22 protein-coding genes are annotated in these 23564 nt (G+C 62.1%); 20 read left to right on the top strand and 2 right to left on the bottom strand.

Annotation, left to right across the window (positions count from 1 at the left end; all coding sequences use genetic code 11):
• The first annotated feature begins 73 nt into the window (after positions 1-73).
• The 8 genes from rseP (at position 74) to rnhB (ending at position 8983) form a co-directional block, all read left to right on the top strand.
• Entirely contained in the window at positions 74-1429 is a 1356-nt protein-coding gene (rseP, locus tag LVD12_RS03510; protein ID WP_237065634.1) for an RIP metalloprotease RseP, read from the top strand.
• Between the two features lie 67 nt (positions 1430-1496).
• The gene (gene bamA / locus LVD12_RS03505) at positions 1497-4064 is read left to right on the top strand and encodes an outer membrane protein assembly factor BamA (protein ID WP_237065632.1); all 2568 of its coding nucleotides are present in this window, start codon (positions 1497-1499) and stop codon (positions 4062-4064) included.
• 75 nt (positions 4065-4139) lie between these two features.
• Complete coding sequence (locus LVD12_RS03500; RefSeq protein ID WP_237065630.1) at positions 4140-4655, top strand: OmpH/Skp family outer membrane protein; 516 nt, start codon at positions 4140-4142, stop codon at positions 4653-4655.
• A 16-nt stretch (positions 4656-4671) separates the two neighbouring features.
• A complete protein-coding gene (lpxD, locus tag LVD12_RS03495; RefSeq protein ID WP_237065628.1) occupies positions 4672-5733 on the top strand; it encodes a UDP-3-O-(3-hydroxymyristoyl)glucosamine N-acyltransferase in 1062 nt (353 codons plus the stop codon).
• Between the two features lie 128 nt (positions 5734-5861).
• Positions 5862-6299, top strand: coding sequence for a 3-hydroxyacyl-ACP dehydratase FabZ (fabZ, locus tag LVD12_RS03490; RefSeq protein ID WP_237065626.1), 438 nt, complete (start codon positions 5862-5864; stop codon positions 6297-6299).
• Between the two features lie 98 nt (positions 6300-6397).
• Positions 6398-7177 (top strand): acyl-ACP--UDP-N-acetylglucosamine O-acyltransferase, encoded by a 780-nt coding sequence (gene lpxA, locus LVD12_RS03485; protein ID WP_237065624.1) that lies wholly within the window; start codon positions 6398-6400, stop codon positions 7175-7177.
• A gap of 37 nt (positions 7178-7214) precedes the next feature.
• Positions 7215-8372, top strand: coding sequence for a lipid-A-disaccharide synthase (gene lpxB, locus LVD12_RS03480; protein WP_237065622.1), 1158 nt, complete (start codon positions 7215-7217; stop codon positions 8370-8372).
• Positions 8369-8983, top strand: a complete 615-nt coding sequence (gene rnhB, locus LVD12_RS03475; RefSeq protein WP_237065620.1) for a ribonuclease HII — start codon at positions 8369-8371, stop codon at positions 8981-8983. The genes lpxB and rnhB overlap by 4 nt, the downstream gene beginning before the upstream one ends.
• A gap of 33 nt (positions 8984-9016) precedes the next feature.
• Here rnhB and LVD12_RS03470 read toward each other — a convergent pair whose 3' ends face one another.
• Both LVD12_RS03470 and LVD12_RS03465 read right to left on the bottom strand, forming a co-directional pair.
• Positions 9017-10288: an HlyC/CorC family transporter gene (locus tag LVD12_RS03470; RefSeq protein WP_237065619.1), complete on the bottom strand. Its 1272-nt coding sequence runs from the start codon at positions 10286-10288 to the stop codon at positions 9017-9019.
• A gap of 81 nt (positions 10289-10369) precedes the next feature.
• On the bottom strand, positions 10370-11170 hold the full coding sequence (locus LVD12_RS03465) for a cytochrome C assembly family protein (protein WP_237065618.1): 801 nt from the start codon (positions 11168-11170) through the stop codon (positions 10370-10372).
• 178 nt (positions 11171-11348) lie between these two features.
• Between LVD12_RS03465 and ffh the strand changes: the two genes are divergently transcribed.
• From ffh to LVD12_RS03405, 12 genes are all read left to right on the top strand, one after another.
• Complete coding sequence (gene ffh, locus LVD12_RS03460) at positions 11349-12761, top strand: signal recognition particle protein (protein WP_237065617.1); 1413 nt, start codon at positions 11349-11351, stop codon at positions 12759-12761.
• Positions 12762-12910: 149 nt separating this feature from the next.
• On the top strand, positions 12911-13150 hold the full coding sequence (gene rpsP, locus LVD12_RS03455; protein ID WP_069948357.1) for a 30S ribosomal protein S16: 240 nt from the start codon (positions 12911-12913) through the stop codon (positions 13148-13150).
• Positions 13151-13178: 28 nt separating this feature from the next.
• A complete protein-coding gene (gene rimM, locus LVD12_RS03450; RefSeq protein WP_237065616.1) occupies positions 13179-13718 on the top strand; it encodes a ribosome maturation factor RimM in 540 nt (179 codons plus the stop codon).
• Between the two features lie 4 nt (positions 13719-13722).
• On the top strand, positions 13723-14490 hold the full coding sequence (trmD, locus tag LVD12_RS03445) for a tRNA (guanosine(37)-N1)-methyltransferase TrmD (RefSeq protein ID WP_237065615.1): 768 nt from the start codon (positions 13723-13725) through the stop codon (positions 14488-14490).
• Between the two features lie 79 nt (positions 14491-14569).
• Positions 14570-14920 (top strand): 50S ribosomal protein L19, encoded by a 351-nt coding sequence (rplS, locus tag LVD12_RS03440; RefSeq protein WP_237065614.1) that lies wholly within the window; start codon positions 14570-14572, stop codon positions 14918-14920.
• Positions 14921-15029: 109 nt separating this feature from the next.
• On the top strand, positions 15030-15932 hold the full coding sequence (gene xerD, locus LVD12_RS03435) for a site-specific tyrosine recombinase XerD (RefSeq protein ID WP_237065613.1): 903 nt from the start codon (positions 15030-15032) through the stop codon (positions 15930-15932).
• A gap of 135 nt (positions 15933-16067) precedes the next feature.
• Positions 16068-16814 carry a thioredoxin fold domain-containing protein gene (locus LVD12_RS03430; RefSeq protein WP_237065612.1) on the top strand — a complete coding sequence of 249 codons (747 nt, stop codon included), beginning with the start codon at positions 16068-16070 and terminating at the stop codon, positions 16812-16814.
• 297 nt (positions 16815-17111) lie between these two features.
• Positions 17112-18452, top strand: a complete 1341-nt coding sequence (locus tag LVD12_RS03425; protein ID WP_237065896.1) for a homoserine dehydrogenase — start codon at positions 17112-17114, stop codon at positions 18450-18452.
• 93 nt (positions 18453-18545) lie between these two features.
• Positions 18546-19943: a threonine synthase gene (gene thrC, locus LVD12_RS03420; RefSeq protein WP_237065611.1), complete on the top strand. Its 1398-nt coding sequence runs from the start codon at positions 18546-18548 to the stop codon at positions 19941-19943.
• Positions 19944-20011: 68 nt separating this feature from the next.
• Complete coding sequence (gene recJ / locus LVD12_RS03415) at positions 20012-21739, top strand: single-stranded-DNA-specific exonuclease RecJ (protein WP_237065610.1); 1728 nt, start codon at positions 20012-20014, stop codon at positions 21737-21739.
• 254 nt (positions 21740-21993) lie between these two features.
• Entirely contained in the window at positions 21994-22902 is a 909-nt protein-coding gene (locus LVD12_RS03410; protein WP_237065609.1) for a DMT family transporter, read from the top strand.
• Positions 22902-23540, top strand: coding sequence for a LysE family translocator (locus tag LVD12_RS03405; protein ID WP_237065608.1), 639 nt, complete (start codon positions 22902-22904; stop codon positions 23538-23540). Before LVD12_RS03410 ends, LVD12_RS03405 begins: the two co-directional genes overlap by 1 nt.
• The last annotated feature ends 24 nt before the right edge of the window (positions 23541-23564 follow it).

The following is a 23564-nucleotide window of genomic DNA, read 5'->3' as shown; positions in this document are numbered from 1 at the left end:
GCTGCGGGTGCGTTATGATGTGCGCCCCGTCGGCGCTCGCCGCCGACCAATTAGGTGAATCAGTAGTCAGTATATGGATTTTATTCAGACAGTAATCTGGGCCCTGGTGGCTCTCGGTGTGCTGGTCGCGTTCCACGAGGCCGGTCATTTCCTGGTGGCGCGCCTGTGCGGTGTGAAGGTGCTGCGTTTTTCTATTGGCTTTGGCCGCCGCCTGCTGTCCCGCTACGACCGTCACGGTACCGAGTTCACCGTTTCCGCCATCCCCCTCGGCGGTTACGTGAAAATGCTGGACGAGCGCGAGGGGCCGGTGTCCGCTGACCAGCTCGACCAGGCCTTCAACCGCAAGAGTGTCTGGGCCCGCATTGCCATTGCGGCCGCTGGTCCTGCCGCCAACTTCCTGCTGGCGATCCTGCTGTTCTGGGTAGTCTTCATGGGTGGCGCCGCCGGTCCGGTACCGATCGTTGACCGGGTGGAGCCGGGCAGTATCGCCGCCCGTGCCGGCCTGGAAGGCGGGCAGGAGATTATCGCGGTGGATGGTGAGGCCACCCCGACCTGGCAGGCGTTGAACTGGCGTCTTGCAAACCGCCTCGGCGACACCGGCACCATCGAATTTACCGTGCGCTACCCGGATTCTGATCTCGAGTACCATTCCTCCGTCGATATCGAGCGCTGGCTCGCCGCGCAGGAAGTGCCGGATCCCCTCGCCGAGATTGGCCTCACCCTGTGGACACCCTCCGTCACCCTGACCCTGTCCCGCGTCACTGAAGACAGTGCCGCAGAACGGGCGGGCCTGCTGGCCGGTGATACTGTCCTAGCCACCGATGGTGAGCGTTTTGAGGCCTGGGAAGCCTGGACCGAGTATGTCCGCGCGCAGGCAGGGCAGGTGATCCAGGTGGAGGTGGACCGCGATGGCGAGCGTCTGCTGCTGCCGGTCAAGCCGGAAGCGGTGACCCTCGAGGACGGGCAGGTGATCGGCCGTATCGGTGTGCTGCCGGTGGTGGAGACCTGGCCTGAAGACCGGGTCCGCACCTACCACTACGGATTTGCGGGCGCGGCGCTGAAAGGGCTGGAAGAGACCTGGGATAAGACCCGTTTCACCCTCAACAGCCTGAAGAAACTCATCTTCGGAGAGCTCTCCACCAAGAACTTGAGTGGCCCTATCACCATTGCTAAAGTGGCCGGCACCTCGGCGGAGGCCGGCTGGCAGTCGTTCCTGTCGCTGCTGGCGCTGCTCAGTATCAGCCTCGGGGTGCTCAATCTGTTGCCCATCCCCGTCCTCGATGGTGGACATCTCCTTTACTACGGTATTGAGGCGATCAAGGGCTCACCCGTCTCTGAGCGGGTGCAGATGATCGGGCTTCAGGTGGGGATGGTGCTGGTGCTCGGCATCATGGGGCTCGCCCTCTATAACGATATCCTGCGCCTGTAGCGGCGCTGAGTGCCGGCGGGGTCCGGTGACCAACTGGAATTGCGAATAAGAAACTCGGATTTAGTCAATGAAAGATTTCCTCAAAGCGGCCTCGCTGGGCCTGGCCCTTCCCATCAGTGCCGTGGCCCAGTCGTTTGTGGTCAACGACATCCGCGTGGAGGGCCTGCAGCGGGTGTCCGCCGGCACCGTGTTCGCAGCACTGCCGGTGCGCGTGGGTGACCAGATTGAAAGCCTGGAGATCCAGAGCGCGACCCGCGCGCTGTTCCGCACCGGTTACTTCCAGGATATCCAGATCGGCCGTGAAAACGGTGTGCTGGTGATCACCGTGCGCGAGCGCCCGGCGATCTCCAAGATCGAGATCACCGGTAACAAGGCCATCAAGACCGAGGACCTGCTGAAGGGCATGGAGGAAAACGGCCTCGCCGAAGGTCAGATTTTCAAACGCGCGACCCTCGAGGGCCTGGCTCAGGAACTTGAGCGGCAGTACGTCGCCCAGGGCCGTTACGGCGCCAGCGTGACTACTGAAGTGAACGAGCTCCCGCGTAACCAGGTGGAGCTGAAAGTGGTGGTGGACGAGGGTTCCGTCGCCGCCATCAAACATATCAATATCGTCGGCAATCGCGCCTTTTCCGATGAGGAACTGGCCGAGATCTTTGAGCTGCAGACTACCGGCTGGCTCTCCTGGCTGCGCAGCGACGACAAGTATTCCCGCGAAAAACTCACCGGCGACCTCGAGCGCCTGGAATCCTACTACCTGGACCGCGGTTATCTGGAATTCCGCATCGATTCCACCCAGGTGTCCCTGAGCCCGGACAAGCGCAGTGTATTCATTACCGTCAACATCAGTGAGGGCGATGTGTACACCGTCAGCGAGGTGGACCTGGCTGGCGACCCGGTGGTGGCGGAAGAGGAGATCGAGCGGCTGCTGCTCGTGCGGGAGGGGCAGACTTTCTCGCAGGTGCTGATGACCACCACCTCCGATTACATCACCAAGCGCCTGGGTAATGAGGGCTACACCTTTGCAGAAGTAAACGGCATGCCCGAGCCCAATGAGGAAGACAAGACGGTCAAGGTGACCTTCTTCATCGACCCGGGCAAGCGCGCCTACGTGCGCCGTATCAATTTCCGCGGTAACACCCGTACCTCCGACGAAGTACTGCGCCGGGAAATGCGCCAGATGGAGGCGGCCTCTGCCTCGTCTGCCCGTATCGAGCAGTCCAAGGTCCGCCTGGAGCGCCTGGGTTACTTCAAGGAAGTCCAGGTGGAGACCACTGAGGTCCCCGGGACCTCCGACCAGATCGACGTGGAGTACACTGTCGAGGAGCAGCCCTCCGGTACCATCGGCGGAACCGTGGGCTATGCCCAGGGCAGTGGTCTGGTCCTCGGTGCCAATATTCAGGAGAACAACTGGCTCGGCACCGGCAAATCCGTGGGCGTTGCGATCAACACCTCCCGCTACCAGACCGTGGCGAATTTCTCCTATACCGATCCGTATTTCACTCCGGATGGTGTCAGCCGCGGTTTCAACGTCTTCTACCAGGAGCGGGATTACTCCGAGATCAACCTCGCCAGCTATAACACTACGACCTATGGTGCCGGCCTCAGCTTTGGCTACCCGATCTCCGAGATCTCCCGCGTCGGCCTGAACTTCGGTTTCTCCCACCTGGAGCTGGGCAACAGCCGCAACTCGGTGAAGGAAATCAGCGAGACACCGCGCCCGATCGAGGGAGTAGAGGATTTCATCCTCTCCACGGATCTGGAGGCATCCCAGGAAGAATTGCTGGCGGCCGCCGAGGCGGGGGAGTCCCTGAGCCTGGGCACGCCGGTGGAGCCTGAATTGCTGAACACCGACCTGAACGGCTTTGTCGATGTGTACGGTGACACCTTTGATACCTTCTCGGTGACAACTTCCTACGCCCGTTCCACCCTGAACCGCGGTATCCTCGCAACCCGCGGTGCCTCTCAGCGGGCCTCGCTGGAAGTGGCGGTACCGGGTGGTGATCTCGAGTATTCCAAACTCGTTTACACGGCGCAGTACTTCCGCCCGCTCACCAAGGACCTGACCCTGCGGCTGCGCACCCGCCTGGGTTATGCGGACGGATTTGGCGATACCCCGGACCTGCCGTTCTTCGAGAATTTCTATGCCGGCGGCTTCGGTTCCGTGCGCGGCTTCGAGCGCAATACCCTGGGTCCGCGCTCCACTCCGGCCACGCCCTACCGCCTGGTGAGCTGTGGTACAGAGAATGGTGTGATCACCGAGAGTTGCTACGTGTTGGATGCCGACACGGACAGCCTTGCGGTGATCGACAACCGGCGCGAGCCGCAGCCTTTCGGCGGTAATATCCTGATCGAAGGCAGCGCCGAAGTGATCTTCCCGCTGCCGTTCGTGAAAGACCAGCGCTCCATGCAGTCGACCTTCTTCATCGACGCGGGTAACGTGTTTGATAGCAGCTGCGGAGAGACACAGCTCAACTGTTACGATGTGGACCCGGATTTCCTCAACGTGTCCGCTGGCATTGGCCTGACCTGGATTACCGGCTTCGGCCCGCTGCAGTTCTCTGTTGCCAAGGCGCTGCAGAAGAACGACGAAGACGAAGTCGAAGTGTTCCAGTTCACCCTTGGTAACAGCTTCTAAAATGCATGTGCGCCGCGTGATGTGGCAGAAACGTAAGTAAACCAACGATAAATAGAGCAAAACGGAGAATACGACGTGCTTAAAACCTTAAAGATTACCGCAGTACTGCTCGCCGGCTTCCTGGCTTCCGCTTCTGCGCTGGCCCAGACCAAAGTGGCAGTCTTCAACCTGCAGGCGGCCATCATGAGCACCGAATCCGCCAAGTCTAAGGTCAACGCGCTCAAGACCAGCTCCGAGTATTCAAAGCTCCAGAGCAGCGCTGAGTCCATCCGCGCCGAGGTGCAGAAACTCGCTGAAGACGCGCAGAAGAACGGCGTGACCTGGTCCGAGGAGCAGAAGGCCGAGCACCAGCGCAAGATGAACTTCAAGCGCTCCGACTTCGAAACCGCGGTGAAAAAACTGCGCGCCATGGAAGCGCAGGTAGGCCAGGACATCCAGAAGACCATGGCCCCCAAGGCCAAGACCGCTCTCGAGGCGATCATCAAGGAGCAGCAGCTTGACCTGGTTCTGGATGCCAGCACCGCCTATTTTGCCGGCCCGAAAGTCGACCTGACTGCCCTGGTTGTCGAACGCATGAACGCCGACAACTAACGACGCCCGTCCCTTCATGAGTGACAATCCGACTCTCGCCCAGCTGGCCGAACAGCTGGGCGCGGACCTGCGGCTGGCAGAGGGCGCCTCTGCCGGGCTGGTCCCCACCGGCCTCAGTACCCTCCAGGACGCGAGTCCCACCCAGGTCAGTTTCCTTGCCAGTGCCAACTACCGACGCTTCCTGACGGAGACCCGTGCCTGTGCGGTGCTGGTAACCGAGGACATGGCCGAAGTGTGCCCGGTTACCTCACTGGTGGTGGCCAACCCTTATCACGCCTTTGCCTTGGCCACGGCCATCTACGATCGCACGCCGAAACCTGATGCGGGTATTCACCCAGCAGCCACAGTCCATGCGGATGCGGAGGTGGATCCGACTGCCTGCGTGGCTGCCGGTGCAGTGATAGAGGCCCATGTACAGGTCGGGGCAGGCGCCGTGATCGGCCCCAACTGCGTGGTGGGGCAGGGCAGCGTCATCGGTGCGCGCACTCGCCTCAACGGGAACGTGACCGTCTATCATGGCTGTGCCATCGGCACTGACTGCGTCATTCACAGCCACGCGGTGATTGGTGCAGACGGGTTCGGCTTTGCCCCCGGTGGAGGGCAGTGGACCAAAATCCACCAGCTCGGCAGCGTGGAAATTGGCGATGAGGTTGAAATCGGAGCCTGTACCTGTATCGATCGCGGAGCCCTTGGCAATACGGTGATCGGGCGCGGTGTGAAGATCGACAACCAGGTGCAAATCGCGCACAATGTCCAAATTGGTGACTACTCAGCCATTGCTGCCTGTTCGGCGGTGGCGGGCAGCGCCAAGATCGGCAAGCACTGCACCATTGCTGGAGGTGCCGGGGTGGTCGGCCACGTGACTGTGGCGGACAAAACCCACGTAACCGCCATGACGCTGGTAACCAAATCCATCGACAAGGCCGGGTCCTACTCCAGCGGTACGCCCTTCTCAGACAGTCGCAGCTGGCGCCGCAGTGCGGTGCGCTTTGCGCAACTGGATGAAATGGCGAGGCGCCTGCGCGATCTCGAGAAGCAGTTGGCCAGTGCCAGCACCGGTTCCGGTGAAGGCGACTGACCCGGCCGGCCGCCTGGTTACTTTCTGAGCGAGTTATCTTTTCGGGGCGAGAGTCCTGTCTCACGTTAAAGTGATTTAACCTGTAGACAGTCTCTTTCGCCCCGAATGTTTTTGTGGGGACATTTCAAATGATGGACGTTCGCGAGATTCGTCAATACCTGCCGCACCGCTACCCTTTCCTGCTGGTTGACCGGGTAATCGAGCTGGAAGAGGGCAAATACATCAAGGGGTACAAGAATATTTCCATTAACGAGGAAGTATTCAACGGGCATTTCCCCGAGGTGCCAATCTTCCCGGGAGTCATGATTGTCGAGGCTCTGGCGCAGGTATCCGGTATCCTCGGTTTCAAGACATTGGGCCAGAAGCCGGAAGATGGCTACCTTTATTTATTTGGTGGTATCGACGATGTGCGCTTCAAGCGCCAGGTGGTGCCGGGCGACCAGTTGATGCTGGAGTCGGAAGTGGTTTCCGAGCGCCGGGGCATCTGGAAGTTTGCCTGCAAGGCCACCGTGGATGGTGAGCGGGCGGCCACAGCCAACGTGCTCTGTGCGGTGAAGAAAGTCTGAGTCCGGGTGGCCGGGAAATGGTGACCAATTCGGTTCCTTTATTCCCTTGGCGCATTTAAAGTAGCCGGATTTTTCAGCTTCGAGGAACGGGACGCAACATGCAGACAGAAATTCACCCCACGGCAATTGTCGACGAATCGGCAGTGATTGGTTCCGGGGTGCGTATTGGTCCCTACAGCATTGTTGGCCCCAAGGTAGAGATTGGCGACGGCTGTGAAATCGGCCCACACGTGGTCCTCAGTGGCCCGACCAGGCTCGGGCGCAACAACCGGATCTACCAGTTTTCTTCGGTGGGCCAGGATACGCCGGACAAGAAGTACCAGGGCGAAGACACCACTCTGGTGGTCGGCGACAACAATGTCATCCGCGAGGGTGTCACCATTCACCGCGGCACGGTGCAGGATCGCGGTGAGACCACGATCGGCAATGACAACCTGATCATGGCCTACGCGCACGTCGGCCACGACAGCGTGATTTGCAACAACACCATCCTCGTCAACAACGTGGCCCTAGCGGGCCATGTGGAAGTCCGGGACTGGGCCATCCTCAGCGGTTTCAGCCTTGTGCACCAGTACTGCACCATTGGTGAGCATGCGTTCACCGGCATGGGCGCTGCTATTGGCAAGGACGTGCCGGCCTATGTGATGGTGGCGGGCAATCCCGCGGAAGCAAAAACCATCAATGCCGAGGGACTGCGCCGACGCGGCTTCTCCCGTGATGAAATCTCCCTCATCAACAAGGCCTACAAGATTGTCTACCGCCGCGGCCTCACCCTGCAGGAGGCGCTGGAGGCCCTGATCGAGCTGCGTGAGCAGTCCGCAGTGGTGCAGCCGTGGATCGATTCCCTCAAGTCCTCCAGTCGCGGAATCGTTCGCTGAGACGCTCGCCATCCTGACTCCAGAAACCAGACCCGCTATGAGCGACAAAACAACCACCCTGCGGATCGGCATCGTGGCCGGAGAGGCGTCCGGAGATATTCTCGGCGCCGGCCTGATTGCGGCACTGCAACAGCGTTTTGACAGGGTCGTCGTGGAGGGCATTGCCGGTCCGCGCATGCTTGCGCTGGGTGCCGAGTCCCTGTTTCCCATGGAGCGGCTGTCGGTGATGGGCCTGGTGGAGCCGCTGAAGCGGTTGCCGGAACTGCTCGGCATCCGCAAGCGCCTTCGACAGCACTTCCTCGCCAATCCGCCGGACGTATTCGTCGGTATCGATTCGCCCGATTTCAACCTCGGCCTCGAGGAAGCGCTCCGGGCCGGCGGCATCCCCACGGTCCACTACGTCAGTCCCTCGGTGTGGGCCTGGCGGCGCGGTCGGATCAAGAAGATTGCCCGCGCCGTGGATCATATGCTGACCCTGCTGCCGTTCGAGGCAGATTTCTATCAGGAACACGGGGTGCCGGTGACTTTCGTCGGCCACCCGCTGGCCGATGACCTGCCGCTGGAGCCCGATGTACAGGCCGCCCGGGAGGCTCTGGGCTTTGCAGCGGAAGATCGCATTCTGGCCCTGTTGCCCGGCAGTCGGGGCGGCGAGGTGCGCTACCTAGGGCCTCTGTTCCTGCAGGCGGCGCGCTGGTGTCACCAGCGCCAGCCGGATCTGAAGTTCGTCCTGCCGGCCGCCAATGAAGCGCGCCTGGCCGAGATCCGGGCGCTGCTCGAGGGCTTCCCGGAATTGCCTCTGACATTGCTGGATGGCCGTTCCCATGAGGCGCTGACCGCCAGTGATGCGGTGCTGATCGCTTCGGGCACTGCCACCCTGGAGACTCTGTTGCTGAAGAAGCCGATGGTGGTCTCCTACAAGATGGGCAGTATGTCCTATGCCATTTTCTCCCGTCTGCTACAGACGCCATGGGTGTCCCTGCCCAACCTGTTGGCGCGCCGGGAACTGGTGCCGGAAATACTTCAGGACGCGGCTACGCCCGAGAGCCTCGGAGCCGAGGTACTCAAGTTCTTTCAGGATCCCCTGCTGCGTGACCAGCTGCAGCGGGAATTTGACGATATTCATCAGCAGCTGCGCCGCAATGCTTCCGCAAGGGCGGCAGATGCGGTCTGTGCGCTGGTCAAGGCAAAACAATGAGCAAAGTCGAACTGCCCCCGTATGTCTGCCCCTATACGGGCAATCTCCTCGCCGGTGTCGATGAGGTCGGCCGCGGCCCGCTGGCCGGCGATGTGGTGGCGGCTGCCGTCATCCTCGACCCCGCACGCCCAATCGAGGGGTTGGCGGATTCCAAGAAGCTGACCGAGAAAAAGCGTGAGCGCCTTTTTGATGAGATCCTCGAGCGGGCGCTGTCCTTTGCCATTGCCCGGGCGACGGTCGAAGAGATCGACCGCCTCAATATTCTCCACGCCAGCCTGCTGGCCATGCGACGTGCGGTGGAGCAGTTGTCCGTGCAGCCCGAGTTTGTGCTGGTGGACGGCAACCGCAAACCGGACTGGTCCTATGCCTGTGAGACCGTGGTGAAAGGGGACGGGCGTGTGGCGGCCATTGGCGCCGCTTCGATCCTGGCCAAAGTGACCCGGGACCGGGAAATGGCGGAGCTGGATCACCAGTACCCGGGTTACGGGCTCGCCGGCCACAAGGGGTACCCGACCAGGGCGCACCTGGAGGCACTGGAGCGACTCGGGCCGAGCCCGATCCATCGCAGAAGCTTCGGGCCAGTGAAGCAGCTCGCTATGGACCTTGCCTAGCAGGCAGACCGGTGAGTTGGGGGCACGGCGGGATCAGTGCCCCATTTTGCGCACCCGGGCGCGGGTGATCATCTTGTCGGAGACTTCCACGATCTCCACCAGGTAATCCAGGATGAAGAAGCTGATGTTGCCGTCCGGGATGCTTTCCAGGTGTTCCATCGCCAGCCCGTTGAACGTCTTGGGTCCGTCCGTGGGCAGTTCCCAGTGCAGGGTGCGGTTGATGTCGCGGATGGAGGTGCCGCCCTCGATCAGGAACCAGCCGTCGCCAAGCGCGGTGATCTCCTCGTCATCGTTGGGTACCGGGCTGGCCGTGAAATCGCCGACGATCTCCTCCAGCAGGTCCTCCAGCGTCACGATTCCCATGACCTCGCCGTACTCGTCCACCACCAGGCCCATGCGGCGCTTCTGCTTCTGGAAGTTCATCAGCAGGGTGGGCAGCGGGGTCGCCTCGGGCACGAAGTAGGGGTCATCGGTGTAGGCCTTCAGTCGATCGGCACTGAACCCCTCCGGGCCGTCGCGCAGGATCTGCGCTGCGCGGCGCAGGTGCAGTATCCCCACCACCCGGTTGATGTCGCCCTGGAAGACCGGCAGGCGGGTGTAGCTGCTCTCCGCCAGCTGTTGCAGGATTTCATCCCCGGTGTCTTCCAGGTCGACACCAACCACCTCATTGCGGGGGATCATGATGTCCTCCACCGTGGCCTGGTCCAGGTCGAGCACATTGAGCAGCATGCCCTTGTGCTTGCTGGGCAGCAGGGCGCCGGATTCGAACACCACCGTGCGCAGCTCCTCCGGTGCCAGGTGCTCGGCTTCGGAGCCGGCAGTGGCCTCGACCCCGACCAGGCGCGCGAGACCGTTGGAGATGCTGCCCACCAGCCAGACTACCGGGGCGAGCAGCCACAGTAGTGGTTTCAGGATCACAGAGGCGGGAAAGGCGATCTTCTCCGGATGCAGCGCGGCGATCGTCTTTGGTGTGACCTCGGCAAAGATCAGGATCACCAGGGTCAGGATGATGCCGGCGTAGGCGAGGCCGGCGTCACCATACAGGCGTGTGGCAATCGCCCCGGCAATCATGGAGGCGAGTACATTGACCAGGTTGTTGCCGATCAGGATCACGCCGATCAGTTTGTCCGGGCGCGACAGGAGTTCCATTGCCCGCTTGGCGCCGCGGTGTCCGCTTTTGGCCTGGTGGCGCAGGCGATAGCGGTTGAGCGTCATCATGCTGGTTTCGGAGCTGGAGAAAAAGGCGGAAATGGCAATGAGCAGGGCCAGCAGGCCGAACACCAGGCCGGGCGGTATCTCGTTCAATGTGGAACTCTGGTTATTGGCGAACGGGGATAGTGAAACAGAATTCCTGCAGCCGCAAGTGCAGGGACCTCGAAGCGGGCCTCAGTTGCGCTGGAGGATCACCTCGAGCACCAGTTTGCTGCCGAAGTAGGCCAGCAATAGCGCCGCAAAAGCAGCCAGAGTCCAGCGCACGGCGGTGTTGCCCCGCCAGCCCCATTTCCAGTGCCCCCAGAGCAGGATGCTATACAGCAGCCACGCCAGCATGGAAAGAGTGGTCTTGTGCACCAGGTGCTGGGCGAAGAGGTCGTCCAGGAACAGGAAGCCGGTGACCAGGGAGGCGGTCAGCAACAGTTGTCCGAAAGCGATGAGGCCGAACAGCAGGGATTCCATCGTCTGCAGCGGCGGCAGGAAGCGGCTGATGGCGCCCGGGCGGTGATTGTGCAGCTGCTGGTTCTGGTAGTAGAGGTAGATGGCCTGAAGGGTCGCCAGAGTCAGCAGGGCATAGGCGGAGATCGAGAGCAGGGCGTGCACGGCCACGCCGGCGGAGAGCTGTTCGCGGGGCACGCTTCCGCCCCAGCCATGGGCAGCGGCGAGTTCGGCCAGGGCACCCAGTGGGGCGAGAATCAGGATCAACAGGTGCAGCGGACGCTTGAACGCCAGTATCAGGATCAGCAGGTTCACCGTCCAGGCCACCAGTGACAGCATGGCCGTGAAGTCGAAGCGGTAGCCGGCCGGGGATATCAGGGTGTTGACCAGCGAGATGCCATGGGTCAGCAATGCGCCGGCGAGCAGGCCCAGCAGCAGATGGTTATCCGGTTGGCGCTTTCTGGTGACTGCCGCTGCAGCCACGAGGGTGGTCGCCAGGTAGAGAATGATTGCCGTCCAGTGGGCCAGGGCCGCCATCGATGAGTCCGTGTCTCGTTTGCGATAGGGCGGCAGTTTGTCACAGGCCGCGGTGGCAGGAAAGCCCGCCCCCGCGGGAGTTTCTGCCAGCCCCCGTCCTACGCTATACTGCCGCGCCTCAAAGACCGCACCGACGGCGCCCCGGGGCAGTCGTCACCAGAAATACCGAGACGTATCTATGTTCGACAATCTCAGTGACCGCCTCTCGTCGGCGCTCAAGAAAGTCACCGGCAAGGCCCGCCTCACGGATGACAACATCCGCGATACCCTGCGGGAAGTGCGCAAGGCGCTGCTGGAGGCGGACGTGGCGCTGCCGGTGGTCAAGGCTTTCGTCCAGCAGGTGCGCACCGCCGCGGTGGGCCAGAAGGTCAGCAAGGCGCTGAATCCCGGCCAGCAGTTCGTCAAGATCGTGCAGGACGAGCTGGTCAAAGTGATGGGGGAGGCAGCGACGCCCCTGAACCTGGCAGTTCAGCCGCCGGCGGTCATCCTCATGGCTGGCCTCCAGGGTGCGGGTAAGACCACCAGTGTCGCCAAGCTGGCCAAGCACCTGCAGGCCCGCGAGAAGAAAAAAGTGATGGTGGTCAGTGCGGACGTGTACCGCCCCGCCGCCATCAAGCAGCTGGAGACCCTGGCGGGGGAGGTGGGTGCGCTGTTCCATCCCTCGACACCGGAGCAGAAGCCGCTGGAGATCGCCAGAAGTGCCGTCGATGCCGCGCGCAAGCAGTTCGCCGACGTGCTGATCGTGGATACCGCCGGTCGCCTGCATATCGATGAGCAGCTGATGGACGAGATCCGCGAGCTGCACGGCGCCCTCGATCCGGCGGAAACCCTGTTCGTGATCGACGCCATGATCGGCCAGGATGCGGTCAATACCGCCAAGGCCTTCGATGAGGCCCTGCCGCTGACCGGTGTCATCCTCACCAAGGCGGACGGCGACGCCCGCGGTGGTGCGGCGCTGTCCGTGCGGCATGTGACCGGCAAGCCGATCAAGTTTATCGGTGTCGGTGAGAAGACCGATGCCCTGGAGACTTTCCACCCCGACCGGATCGCTTCGCGCATTCTCGGCATGGGTGACCTGCTGTCGCTGATCGAGGAGGCGGAGCAGAAGATCGACAAGGCCAAGGCCGAGAAGCTGGTCAAGAAGGTGCAGAAGGGCAAGGGCTTCGACCTGGAGGACCTGCGTGACCAGCTGCAGCAGATGCAGAACATGGGTGGCTTTGGCTCACTGCTGGAGAAGATGCCCGGCATGGGCAACATGGCCCAGATGGCCCAGCAGGCCGACATGGGTAAGGAATTCAAGCGGATGGATGCCATTATCAGTTCCATGACGCCAGCCGAACGCCGCAATCCGGACATCCTCACCGGCTCCCGCAAGCGCCGTATCACGGCGGGTTCCGGCACCCAGATTCAGGATCTGAACCGCCTGCTCAAGCAGCACAAGCAGATGGGCAAGATGATGAAGAAGCTCAAGGGTGGCGGCATGAGCAAGATGATGCGTGGCATGGGCGGTATGTCGGGCATGGGCGGCGGTGGTATGGGCGGCCTGGGTGGAATGCCGGGCGGTTTGCCACCGGGCTTCCGCAAGAAATAAGGGCGTGTAAACCCGATCAATTACACGCTATACAAAATTCAGGCGGTACATTAGAATACGCCGCCTTTCAGCCGGGTGAGCTACCGGCAGAGTTGTTGTAGGTGGTTGCCAGTCGCGACCACCCAGTGTTGAAACTACAGGAAAGCTACATGGTAACCATTCGTTTGGCTCGTGGCGGTGCAAAGAAGCGCCCGTTCTATCACCTGACAGTCACTGACAGCCGCAAATCCCGCGACGGTCGTTTCATCGAGCGCGTTGGCTTCTTCAACCCGGTTGCCCGTGGTCAGGAAGAGCGTCTGCGCATCGACCGTGAGCGCGTTGACTACTGGGTAAGCCAGGGCGCGCAGGTTTCCGATCGCGTCAGCAAGCTGCTGAAAGAAGCCGCTTAAGTTTTTGTCCCTGCTAGCGAGTACGCCCGTGGCTGATAAAGGTCCCGAATCCGGTGAGCTGGTCACAGTTGGGCGTATCACCGCTGTATACGGGGTCCGGGGGTGGGTCAAGGTCCACTCCTTTACCGACCCGATGGACAATATCCTGCAGTTCCAGCAATGGTGGCTGCAGGGTGAGAGTGGTTGGCAGCCCCTCGCGATCGATGGCGGCAAACGCCATGGAAAGGGGCTGATCATTCACATCAAAGGTGTGGATGACCGGGATGTGGCCGCTGGTTACTGCCAGCGGGATGTCGCTGTTTCCGCTGCGGAGATGCCTGCCCTTCAGGCGGGTGAGTACTACTGGCACCAGCTGGAAGGTCTGCGGGTGATCAGTCAGTTCGGCGGTGCAGAGCACGACTTTGGCCAGGTGGTCCGGTTGATGGAGACCGGCGCCAACGACGTCATGGTGGTGCGCGGGGGCAGTGATCGGCGCGAGCGTCTGATTCCCTATATCCCCGGGGAATTTGTCACCGATATTGACCTGGAAGCCGGTGTCATCACCGTCGACTGGGACCCGGAATTCTGAGCTGATGGCCGCCAAGCGAATCGCTCTGGTGACCATCTTCCCGGAGATGTTCGCAGCCCTGACGGACTACGGCATTACCGGCCGGGCCGTCAAAGACGGCCTGCTGGAGGTGCGCTGCTGGAATCCGCGGGATTTCACCAGCGATCGTCACCGGACCGTGGATGATCGACCCTATGGCGGTGGTCCCGGAATGGTGATGCTGGCGGAACCGCTGTACCAGGCCCTGTCCGAGGCTCGCACCTGGGCGGAAGAGGGCGGCGCTGCGGCGCGTTCCATCTATCTGTCGCCCCAGGGGCGGCAGCTGGATCAGTCCGGTGTGCAGGCCTTGTCCGGGGTCGGCAACCTGGTGCTGCTGGCGGGCCGCTACGAGGGCGTCGATGAGCGACTGATCGAGATGCTCATCGATGAAGAGTGGTCCATCGGCGACTATGTTTTAAGTGGCGGCGAACTGGCCGCCATGGTGATGGTGGACGCCATCACGCGGCTGATCCCCGGCGCGCTGGGGCACGATCAGTCCGCGGTGGAGGACTCCTTCGCCCAGGGCTTGCTGGACTGCCCGCACTACACAAGGCCCGAGCAATATCGGGGCTCGGTGGTGCCTGAGGTGCTGTTGTCCGGCAACCACGAGAGAATTCGTCGCTGGCGGCTGAAGCAGTCGCTGGCGCGCACGCTGCAGCGGCGTCCCGACCTGTTGGAAGGGTTGGCGCTCAGCGAGGAGCAGTTGCAAATGCTGGAGGAGATCCGGCAGGAGCACGACTCCGAAAATACTTGATGCCGGATTCGCCGGGAGGCGTGAGTAGTTCGGTGAACTAGCTGAGAAGCTACACAAACTCTGTTTGGGAGTATTCCAAATGACCAACAAAATCATCCAGCAGCTGGAACAGGAACAGCTGAAGAGCGAAATTCCGGCCTTTGCTCCGGGCGACACCGTCGTCGTACAGGTAAAGGTAAAGGAAGGTAACCGCGAGCGTCTGCAGGCGTTCGAAGGTGTGGTGATCGGCAAGCGCAACCGCGGCCTGAACTCCTCCTTCACCGTACGCAAGATTTCCCACGGTGTGGGCGTAGAGCGTACCTTCCAGACCCACAGCCCGCTGGTTGACAGCATTGCCGTCAAGCGTCGCGGTGACGTGCGCCAGGCCAAGCTGTACTACCTGCGCAACCTGACTGGTAAAGCAGCGCGCATTAAAGAGAAGCTCAACTAAGTTTCTCCCGCGTTATGCAGAAAGACCGGAGCTGAAGAGCTCCGGTTTTTTTTTGCCAAGATAACGGTGCACTTCGGTCTGCCCGCAAGGGGTGTGGTTAAATAAGTCGATGCAGAACTCACCGCAACAGGATACTTATATCGCCCGCTGGCTGGACATGCTCTGGGCCGAGCGTGGCGCCAGTGAACATACCCGCGCGGCTTATGGGCGCGACCTGCGCGCCTTTGCCGGTTTCTGTGCGCAGGCCGGCACCGGTTTGCTGGCGGTGGGGCGCGAGCATGTGCAGCGGTTTCTCGCCGAACGGCACCAGCAGGGTATTTCTGCCCGCTCCACCGCCAGGGCCCTGGCGGCGCTGAGGGGGTTTTACCAGTACTGCCTGCGGCAGGGTTTGATCCAGGAGGATCCGGTTGCGCTGGTGGAGAACCCGAAGCTGCCAAAACCCCTCCCCAAGTCCCTTTCCGAGGCCGATGTCGAAGCCCTGCTGGAGGCGCCGGACCTGGATGGGGCGCTGGGGGTGCGCGATCGCACCATGCTGGAGTTGCTCTACGCCTGCGGACTGCGCGTCACAGAGCTGGTCGGCCTGCGGGTCTCCCAAATCAACCTTCGTCAGGGGGTGGTGCGGGTGACGGGTAAGGGCCGCAAGGAGCGGCTGGTGCCCATGGGCGAGTCTGCGCAGTCCTGGTTGCAGCGTTACCTGAGCGAGGCCCGGCCGATGTTGTTGTCGCCGGGGCAGAGCGATGTCTGTTTTCCGGGGCGGGCTGGGCAGCCCATGACGCGCCAGGCATTCTGGTACCGGATCAAGCACTGGGCCGGGGTGGCAGGCATCGAAAAACCCCTGTCCCCCCACACTCTGCGCCACGCATTCGCCACCCACCTGCTGAACCACGGTGCGGACCTGCGCGTGGTGCAGCTGCTGCTGGGCCACACGGATCTATCCACCACACAGATCTATACCCAGGTGGCAAAAGCGCGGCTCAAGTCGCTGCATCGAGAACATCATCCCCGGGGGTGATCTGTTGCCATTGCCCCGTGATCCGGCGGTATCTGCTGCCACCGGCGACAAAGGGCGCCGTTTGATGCCATACTCGCGGGAACTGTGTGCCGGCGGCAACGTCGAAGCCATGAATAGATAGAGGAGCTATCCAGAATGAAGTATGTCAAGAAGCCGCTGGTGCTGGTCGGCGCTGTGCTGGCCCTGCTCGGTGGTGCCGCTCACGCGGAGGTCGATGCAGAGACCGCCAAGGCCATCAAGGCCCGCCTGAAGGAGGGCAACCCCAAGGCCACCTACGGCGAGGTGCGCGAGAGCCCGATGAAAGGGGTCTACGAGGTGGAAATGGACGGCGGCAACACCCTGTTCGTATCAGAGGATGGCAAGCACTTCATTTTCGGCGACCTCTACCAGGTGGAGGCCGGTAACCTGGTGAATGTTTCCGAGCAGCGCCGCGCCGGAGGGCGGGCCCAGGTGATGGCCGCGCAGAACCTCGACGACATGATCATCTTTTCCCCGAAGGGGAAAAAGAAAGCGCATATTTACGTGTTCACCGATGTGGACTGCGGTTACTGTCGCAAGCTGCACGATGATGTGCCGGAGCTCAACAAGCGCGGCATCGAAGTGCGCTACCTTGCGTTTCCCCGGGCGGGCCTGAATTCGCTCGGCTACCGCAAAGTCGCCACCGCCTGGTGTGCGGATGATCCGAACAAAACCCTGACCGCGCTGAAGAACCGCGAGAATGTGCCACTCAAGGTCTGCAAGGACAACCCGGTGGCCGCCCAGTACAAGCTGGGTAACGACGCCATCGATGTGCGGGGCACTCCCACCATCGTGATGGAAGACGGCACAGTGGTGCCCGGCTACCTGCCGCCGGACACACTGGCGAAAGCGCTCGGAATCTGATTCCTTCCCCGGGTGGCAAGCCCGCCCGGGTCTCCCGCCCTCTCCCGAGCTCCGGGGCCGGCCAACAGTCCCCGGGGTGTCTCCGACAACTTGCTCCAAGTGCGCAATTTTATTGACATTTTGCCCTGCCAGTCAGTAAGGTTGACTTCCTTTTTCTATTTTTAAAATCAATTATTGCGCTGTAACCTGGCTGCAATCCCGCTACCGGGCCCCGCTGTGAAGTGATGGGGCAGGTTCTGCGGGAGAGGGAAGCCGTTTGCGCGGGGGGAAGTTGTGAGCGCAACCGTCGAAGAAACCATCCAATACGTATCGCAGGAAAATCCGGATAAAAAACGGCGCACAGTGCGGGTCGGCATCTGTGGCCTGGGTACCGTGGGTAGCGGTACCGTGAATGTGATGGATCGCAACGCCGCGGAGATCACCGCGCGCTGCGGCCGCCCGGTGGAGGTCGTGCAGATTGGTGCCCGCCGTGACAACCCCGCCTGTGACACCACCAATGTGCCGGTCTCCCGCGAGATTTTCGACGTGGCCACCAATCCCGAGGTGGATATTCTGGTGGAGCTCATCGGCGGCACTACCGTTGCCCGGGAGCTGATCCTTACCGCTATCGAAAACGGCAAGCATATTGTCACCGCCAATAAAGCCCTGATCGCCGAGCACGGCAACGAATTGTTTGAAGCCGCTGCTAAGAGAGGCGTGACCATCGCTTACGAAGGGGCAGTGGCCGGTGGAATCCCGATCATCAAGTCCCTGCGTGAGGGCCTGGTAGGAAATCGCATTCAGTGGCTTGCCGGCATCATCAATGGCACCGGCAACTATATCCTCACCGAAATGCGGGAGAAGGGCCGGACCTTCGACGAAGCACTGGCCCAGGCACAGGCGCTGGGCTACGCCGAGGCCGATCCCACCTTCGATGTGGAGGGCATCGACGCGGCCCACAAACTGGTGATCATGGCATCACTGGCTTTCCGTATGCCGTTGGCCTTCGACAAGGTCTACACCGAGGGCATCAGTGCTATTTCCATCGAAGACATCCGCTACGCGGACGAGCTGGGTTACCGCATCAAGCACCTGGGTATTGCCCGCGGTACCGAGCAGGGGGTGGAGTTGCGGGTACACCCGACCCTGATTCCCCAGCGTCGCCTGATTGCCAGCGTCAATGGCGTGATGAATGCCGTGCTCGTCAGCGGCGATGCGGTGGGCCCCACGTTGTACTACGGCGCTGGCGCAGGTGCCGAAGCAACGGCCTCTGCGGTGATCGCGGACATCGTCGATGTGGCCCGCACACTTGAGGCCACCCCTGACCAGCGCGTGCCGCTCGCGGGTGTGGCAGCTGGAGGCCATGGGCAGAATGCTGTGCTGCCGATGGACGAGGTGGTGACCAGTTATTACCTGCGGATATCCGCGCACGACAAGCCCGGCGTCATGTCGCAGGTAGCCAAGATCTGCAGTGACCAGGGCATCAGCATCGAGGCGCTGATCCAGCACGAGCCGGCAGAAGGTGAGGCCCTGGTGCCAGTGGTCATTCTCACCAGTCGCGCCAGGGAGGCGCGCTTGCGGGAGGCTGTCAGCCAGATCGAGGCCCTGGATACCGTCGAGGGCGATGTCGTGCGCATCCGGGTCGAGCCGCTCGGCTGAGCCGCAGAGTGCGCCCGATACAAGGGGGAGCTTCGGGCTCTCCCTGCGTCCTCATGAAATCGTTCCCTGTTCCAACCAGCTAGCAGAAGCACCGTGAAATTTATCAGTACCCGCGGCCGCGCGCCGTCGCTCTCGTTTTCCGATACCGTCCTCGCCGGACTCGCCAGTGACGGTGGCCTTTATGTGCCGGAATCCCTGCCGAGCTTTTCTGTGGACGAGATCCGCGCGATGTCCGGTCTGGACTATCGCGAGCTGGCGTTCCGCATTATTCAGCCGTTTGTGGGCGGTGAGCTCACCGACGAGGAACTGCGTGGCATCATTCAGCGCGCTTACCGCAATTTCCGCCATAGCGCCGTGGCACCGCTGGTACAGACCGGCAGTAACGAATGGATTCTGGAGTTGTTCCAGGGCCCGACGCTCGCGTTCAAGGATTTTGCCCTGCAGTTCCTCGGCCAGCTTTTCGATCACCTGCTGAAGAAACGCGGCGAGCGGGTCGTGGTCATGGGGGCGACTTCCGGGGATACCGGCTCTGCCGCCATCGAAGGTTGTCGCCACTGTGAAAACATCGACATCTTCATCCTGCACCCGCACAACCGGGTATCCGAGGTTCAGCGCCGGCAGATGACTACGGTGCTGTCGGACAATGTCTTCAATATCGCCCTCGAAGGCAATTTCGACGATTGCCAGAACATGGTGAAAGCCAGTTTCGCCGACCAGTCCTTCCTCCCGGATGGGCGGCGACTGGTGGCGGTGAACTCCATCAACTGGGCGCGGATCATGGCCCAGATCGTTTACTATTTCTACGCGGCGGTCAGCCTGGGCGCACCCGACCGCACGGTGAATTTCTCGGTCCCCACCGGCAACTTTGGCGATATTTTTGCCGGCTACCTCGCCCGCGAGATGGGGCTCCCCATCGACCAGCTGGTGATTGCCACCAATGCCAACGATATCCTGCACCGCTGCATCAGCGATAACGACCACACGCCCCGGGAGCTGGTGCACAGCCTGTCGCCGAGCATGGATATCATGGTGTCGAGCAACTTTGAGCGTCTGCTGTTCGACCTCTATGGCCGCGACGGTACCGCCGTGGCAGAGCTGCTTGCCGATCGCTCTGCTCCCATGCACCTCAGCGAGGCTGCTTTGGACAGGGCCCGGCAGGTGTTCTCCTCGTGGACCGTGGATGACCAGCGCACCGTGGCGGTGATCCGCGAGGTCTACGAGTCCTGCGGCTACCTCCTCGACCCCCACACCGCCATCGGCGTGGAGGCGGCGCGGAAGGTGCGTCGCTCGCCGGCCGAGCCGATGGTTTGCTTATCGACGGCGCACCCGGCAAAATTCCCGGATGCGGTGGCCCGCGCGCTGCCGACAAAACAAATTCCCCTGCCGGCCCATATGGACGACCTGTTCCAGCGCGAGGAACGCATGAAAGTGCTTCCGAACGAGCTTGGAAGGGTGCACGACTTTATGGCCACGGCGCTCGGGGCCGGCTAAGGCGTTCACTTTCCATGCTGAGTGATCGGTTGAGAGGCTCCGGGGTACAACCGACCAGCTGAGCGAGAATGAACAAGAAAATTCAGCGACGGCCAGTGGACTTGTCCACTGGCCGTTTTGCTTCTGATACGCCGGAAATCCTGCAGCGAGTGCTTCTCGGTCGCGGTGTCACCAGTGACGAGGCGCTGGATCACCGGCTCAATCGCCTGCATGCCCCGGAAGCCATGCGCGGCCTTACGGAGGCTGTGCATATCCTCGAGCACTCCGTGCGCGCCAGTGAACGAATCCTGATCGTCGGTGATTTCGATGCTGACGGGGCCACCAGCAGCACGCTGGCGGTCCTGGCTTTGGGGGCCATGGGTGCGGCAGGAGTGGATTTCCTGGTGCCCAATCGCTTCGATTATGGCTACGGCCTTACTCCGGAAATCGTCGAGGTGGCGAAAGACTATCGCCCGGATCTGCTGATTACTGTGGACAACGGTATTTCCAGTATCGACGGCGTCGCCGCAGCGCGGGCCGCAGGCATGAAAGTGGTGGTGACCGACCACCATTTGCCCGGCAGCGAGCTCCCGGATGCCGACGCCATCGTCAACCCGAACCAGCCCGACTGCGATTTCCCGAGCAAGAACCTGGCGGGCGTCGGGGTGATTTTTTACCTCCTCAGTCGCCTGAAGACCGCGCTGGAGCAAAGCGGCTGGTTCGGGGAGGCGGGTATCGAGCCGCCGAATATGGCGGAGTACCTGGATCTGGTGGCCCTCGGTACCGTGGCCGACCTGGTGCCCTTGGATCATAACAACCGCATCCTGGTGCATCAGGGCATTGCCCGGATCCGCGCCGGTCGCTGCCGGCCGGGGATCGAGGCCCTGCTCGAGGTGGCGGGGCGGGACCGCCGGCGCCTGTCCACCACCGATATCGGTTTCATCCTCGGTCCGCGCATCAATGCTGCCGGCCGCCTGGATGATATCGGCACCGGCATCCGTTGCCTGATGACCCGCGATCCCCAGGAAGCCCGGGAGCTGGCGGCGGAGCTGGACGCCCTGAACCGCGACCGCAAGGCCATCGAGCAGGGCATGCAGCGGGAGGCCATGGCAGCACTGGAACAATTACAGCTGGGTGGGGAGATTCCCTGGAGCCTGTGTCTCTATGACGAGCAGTGGCACCAGGGGGTAGTGGGGATTCTCGCCAGCCGTATCAAGGAGAAATTCCACCGCCCGGTAATCGCGTTTGCCGAGGGCGACAACGGCCTGATCAAGGGTTCGGCCCGCTCGATTCCCGGCCTGCACATCCGCGACGCCCTGAGCGACGTGGCGGCCAGCCGCCCGGATCTGATCAGCAAGTTCGGCGGCCACGCCATGGCAGCGGGGCTCAGCCTGCCGCGGGAAAACCTGCCGGCGTTTACCGAGGCCTTCGAAGCGGCGGTGCGCAATCGTCTGACGGAAGCGCAGTTGCAGGCGGTAATCGACTCCGACGGTGCCCTGCAGCCGGAAGATTTCAACCTGCAAATGGCAGCGGCGCTGCGCGCGCTGGCACCCTGGGGGCAAGCCTTCCCGGAACCGGTTTTCGATGGCGATTTCCTCTTACTGCAACAGCGCATCGTCGGTGAGCGGCACCTGAAGATGGTGGTGGCACCGGAGTCCAGCCCCCAGCTGGCCCTGGATGCCATCGCCTTCAACGTGGACACCGACCAGTGGCCGCAGCCCGCGGAGCGGGTGCGGCTGGCTTACAAACTGGATATCAACGAGTTCCGTGGCCGGGAGTCGCTGCAGCTGCTGGTGAGTCACCTGGAGCCGGCTTGAGGTCGGCGAGTGTTTTCTCTCCTTATTACTGGGGCGGCCACGAAACCTGCCGGATCCGTCGGGGTAACTCCGCCCGGGACCGTCGGAGGCAGGGATGCCGACGCCGAGCGTGCAGGGATGCATTCACAGCGTGTCCCGGGCAGAGTTGCCCCGGCGGATCCCCGCTCGAAGCCGGGGGCTTTATCTGCTGGAAGTGATGCGGTGGCTTGGTAGCGACCCCGTTGGTTTTTATCTTTATTCAAGGTTTATCGGTAATGAAAACAGAACAGGCAAGAGCGGAGCTGCTGCTGTTGCTGGCCGCCTTTTTCTGGGGGCTGGCGTTTGTGCCGCAGAAGATTGCCATGGATCACCTGCCGCCTCTGGCCTTCAATGCCTGGCGCTTTATCCTCGGCGGACTGATCCTGATCCCGATCGTCTACTGGCTGTCTTCCCGCCGTGATGTGGCGACTCCGCAACCCGGAGTGCCGATCCGCAGTCGCTGGCGCGACTGTCTGGGCCCCGGCGCCATTCTCGGTTTCTGGCTGTTCCTCGGTGCTGCATTGCAGCAGGGCGGCCTGGTGTACACCAGTGCCGGCCGCGCCGGGTTTATCTCCGGCATGGAAATGCTGCTGGTGTCGGTGATCGGCCTCTCCCTCGGCAAGCCGACCAACCGCTGGACCTGGGGTGGTATCGCCATTGCCCTGTTGGGGCTCTATTGGCTCAGCGACTTCACCCAGGAAGCACAGCTCATTGGCGACCTGCTGGTGTTTGCCGGCGCTTTCGCCTTCGCGATTCAGGTGCTGACAGCCGATCGGCTGGTCCGTGGTTTCCACGCCCTGCGCCTGGCGGCGGTGCAGTTTCTCTGCTGTGGGGTGCTGTCGGCGATCGCTTCGCTGATCGTGGAGGACGCCTCCTTGGAGGGCGCAGTGGATGCGGCCTGGCCGATTGCCTACATGATGATCTTCTCCACCGCGGTCGCCTTTACCTTCCAGTTGCTGGGCCTGCGCCACGCGGCGACGTCGCACGCGACCGTGATCATGAGCCTGGAGGCAGTATTCGCACTGGTGGCGGGCTGGCTGATCCTCAATGAGGTGCTGGCATTGAAAGAGCTGATTGGCTGCAGCCTGATGCTGGCGGGTATGCTGCTCAGCCGCTATGGCGCCCATGCGGGGAGTCACCACTGATGCTGGAAGTGATCGACCTGTCCGTGCTGGCGCTGTTCGTGCCGACTTTTTTCTTCGTATCCATCACGCCCGGTATGTGCATGACCCTGGCGCTGACGCTGGGTATGACCGTGGGTGTCCGTCGCACCGGCTGGATGATGCTGGGCGAGCTAGCCGGTGTGGCACTGGTGGCCGTGTCAGCCGTGCTTGGCATCGCCGCGCTTATGTTGCGATATCCCGAGGCCTTCCAGCTGTTTAAATATGCTGGCGGCGCCTATCTGGCATGGCTCGGGATTCAGATGTGGCGTGCCCGCGGGCGGATGGTGATGGTGGCGCCGGAAGATCGCGCCAAGGGGCCGCCGCCGGCCCGCGCCGCGCTGGCACTGCAGGGATTTCTCACCGCCGTGGCCAATCCCAAGGGCTGGGCGTTCTTTATTGCTTTGTTGCCGCCATTTATCAGTGATGATCGGCCCCTGGCGCCGCAGCTGGTGGTACTGATTGCTATCATTCTGCTATTGGAAACCCTGTGCATGTTGATCTACGCCACCGGTGGCCGCACCCTGAGTCGTTTGCTCGAAAGGGGCGAAAACGTGCGCCTGATCAACCGCATTGCCGGCACGCTGATGCTGTCGGTAGGGGGGTGGCTGGCGTTCGGCTGAGTTGCTGCAGCCTGCATTTCGCGC

The organism is Microbulbifer guangxiensis, from assembly GCF_021729075.1.
Classification (GTDB): Bacteria; Pseudomonadota; Gammaproteobacteria; order Pseudomonadales; family Cellvibrionaceae; genus Microbulbifer; species Microbulbifer guangxiensis.
This window is presented reverse-complemented; position numbering and strand designations above follow the sequence as displayed.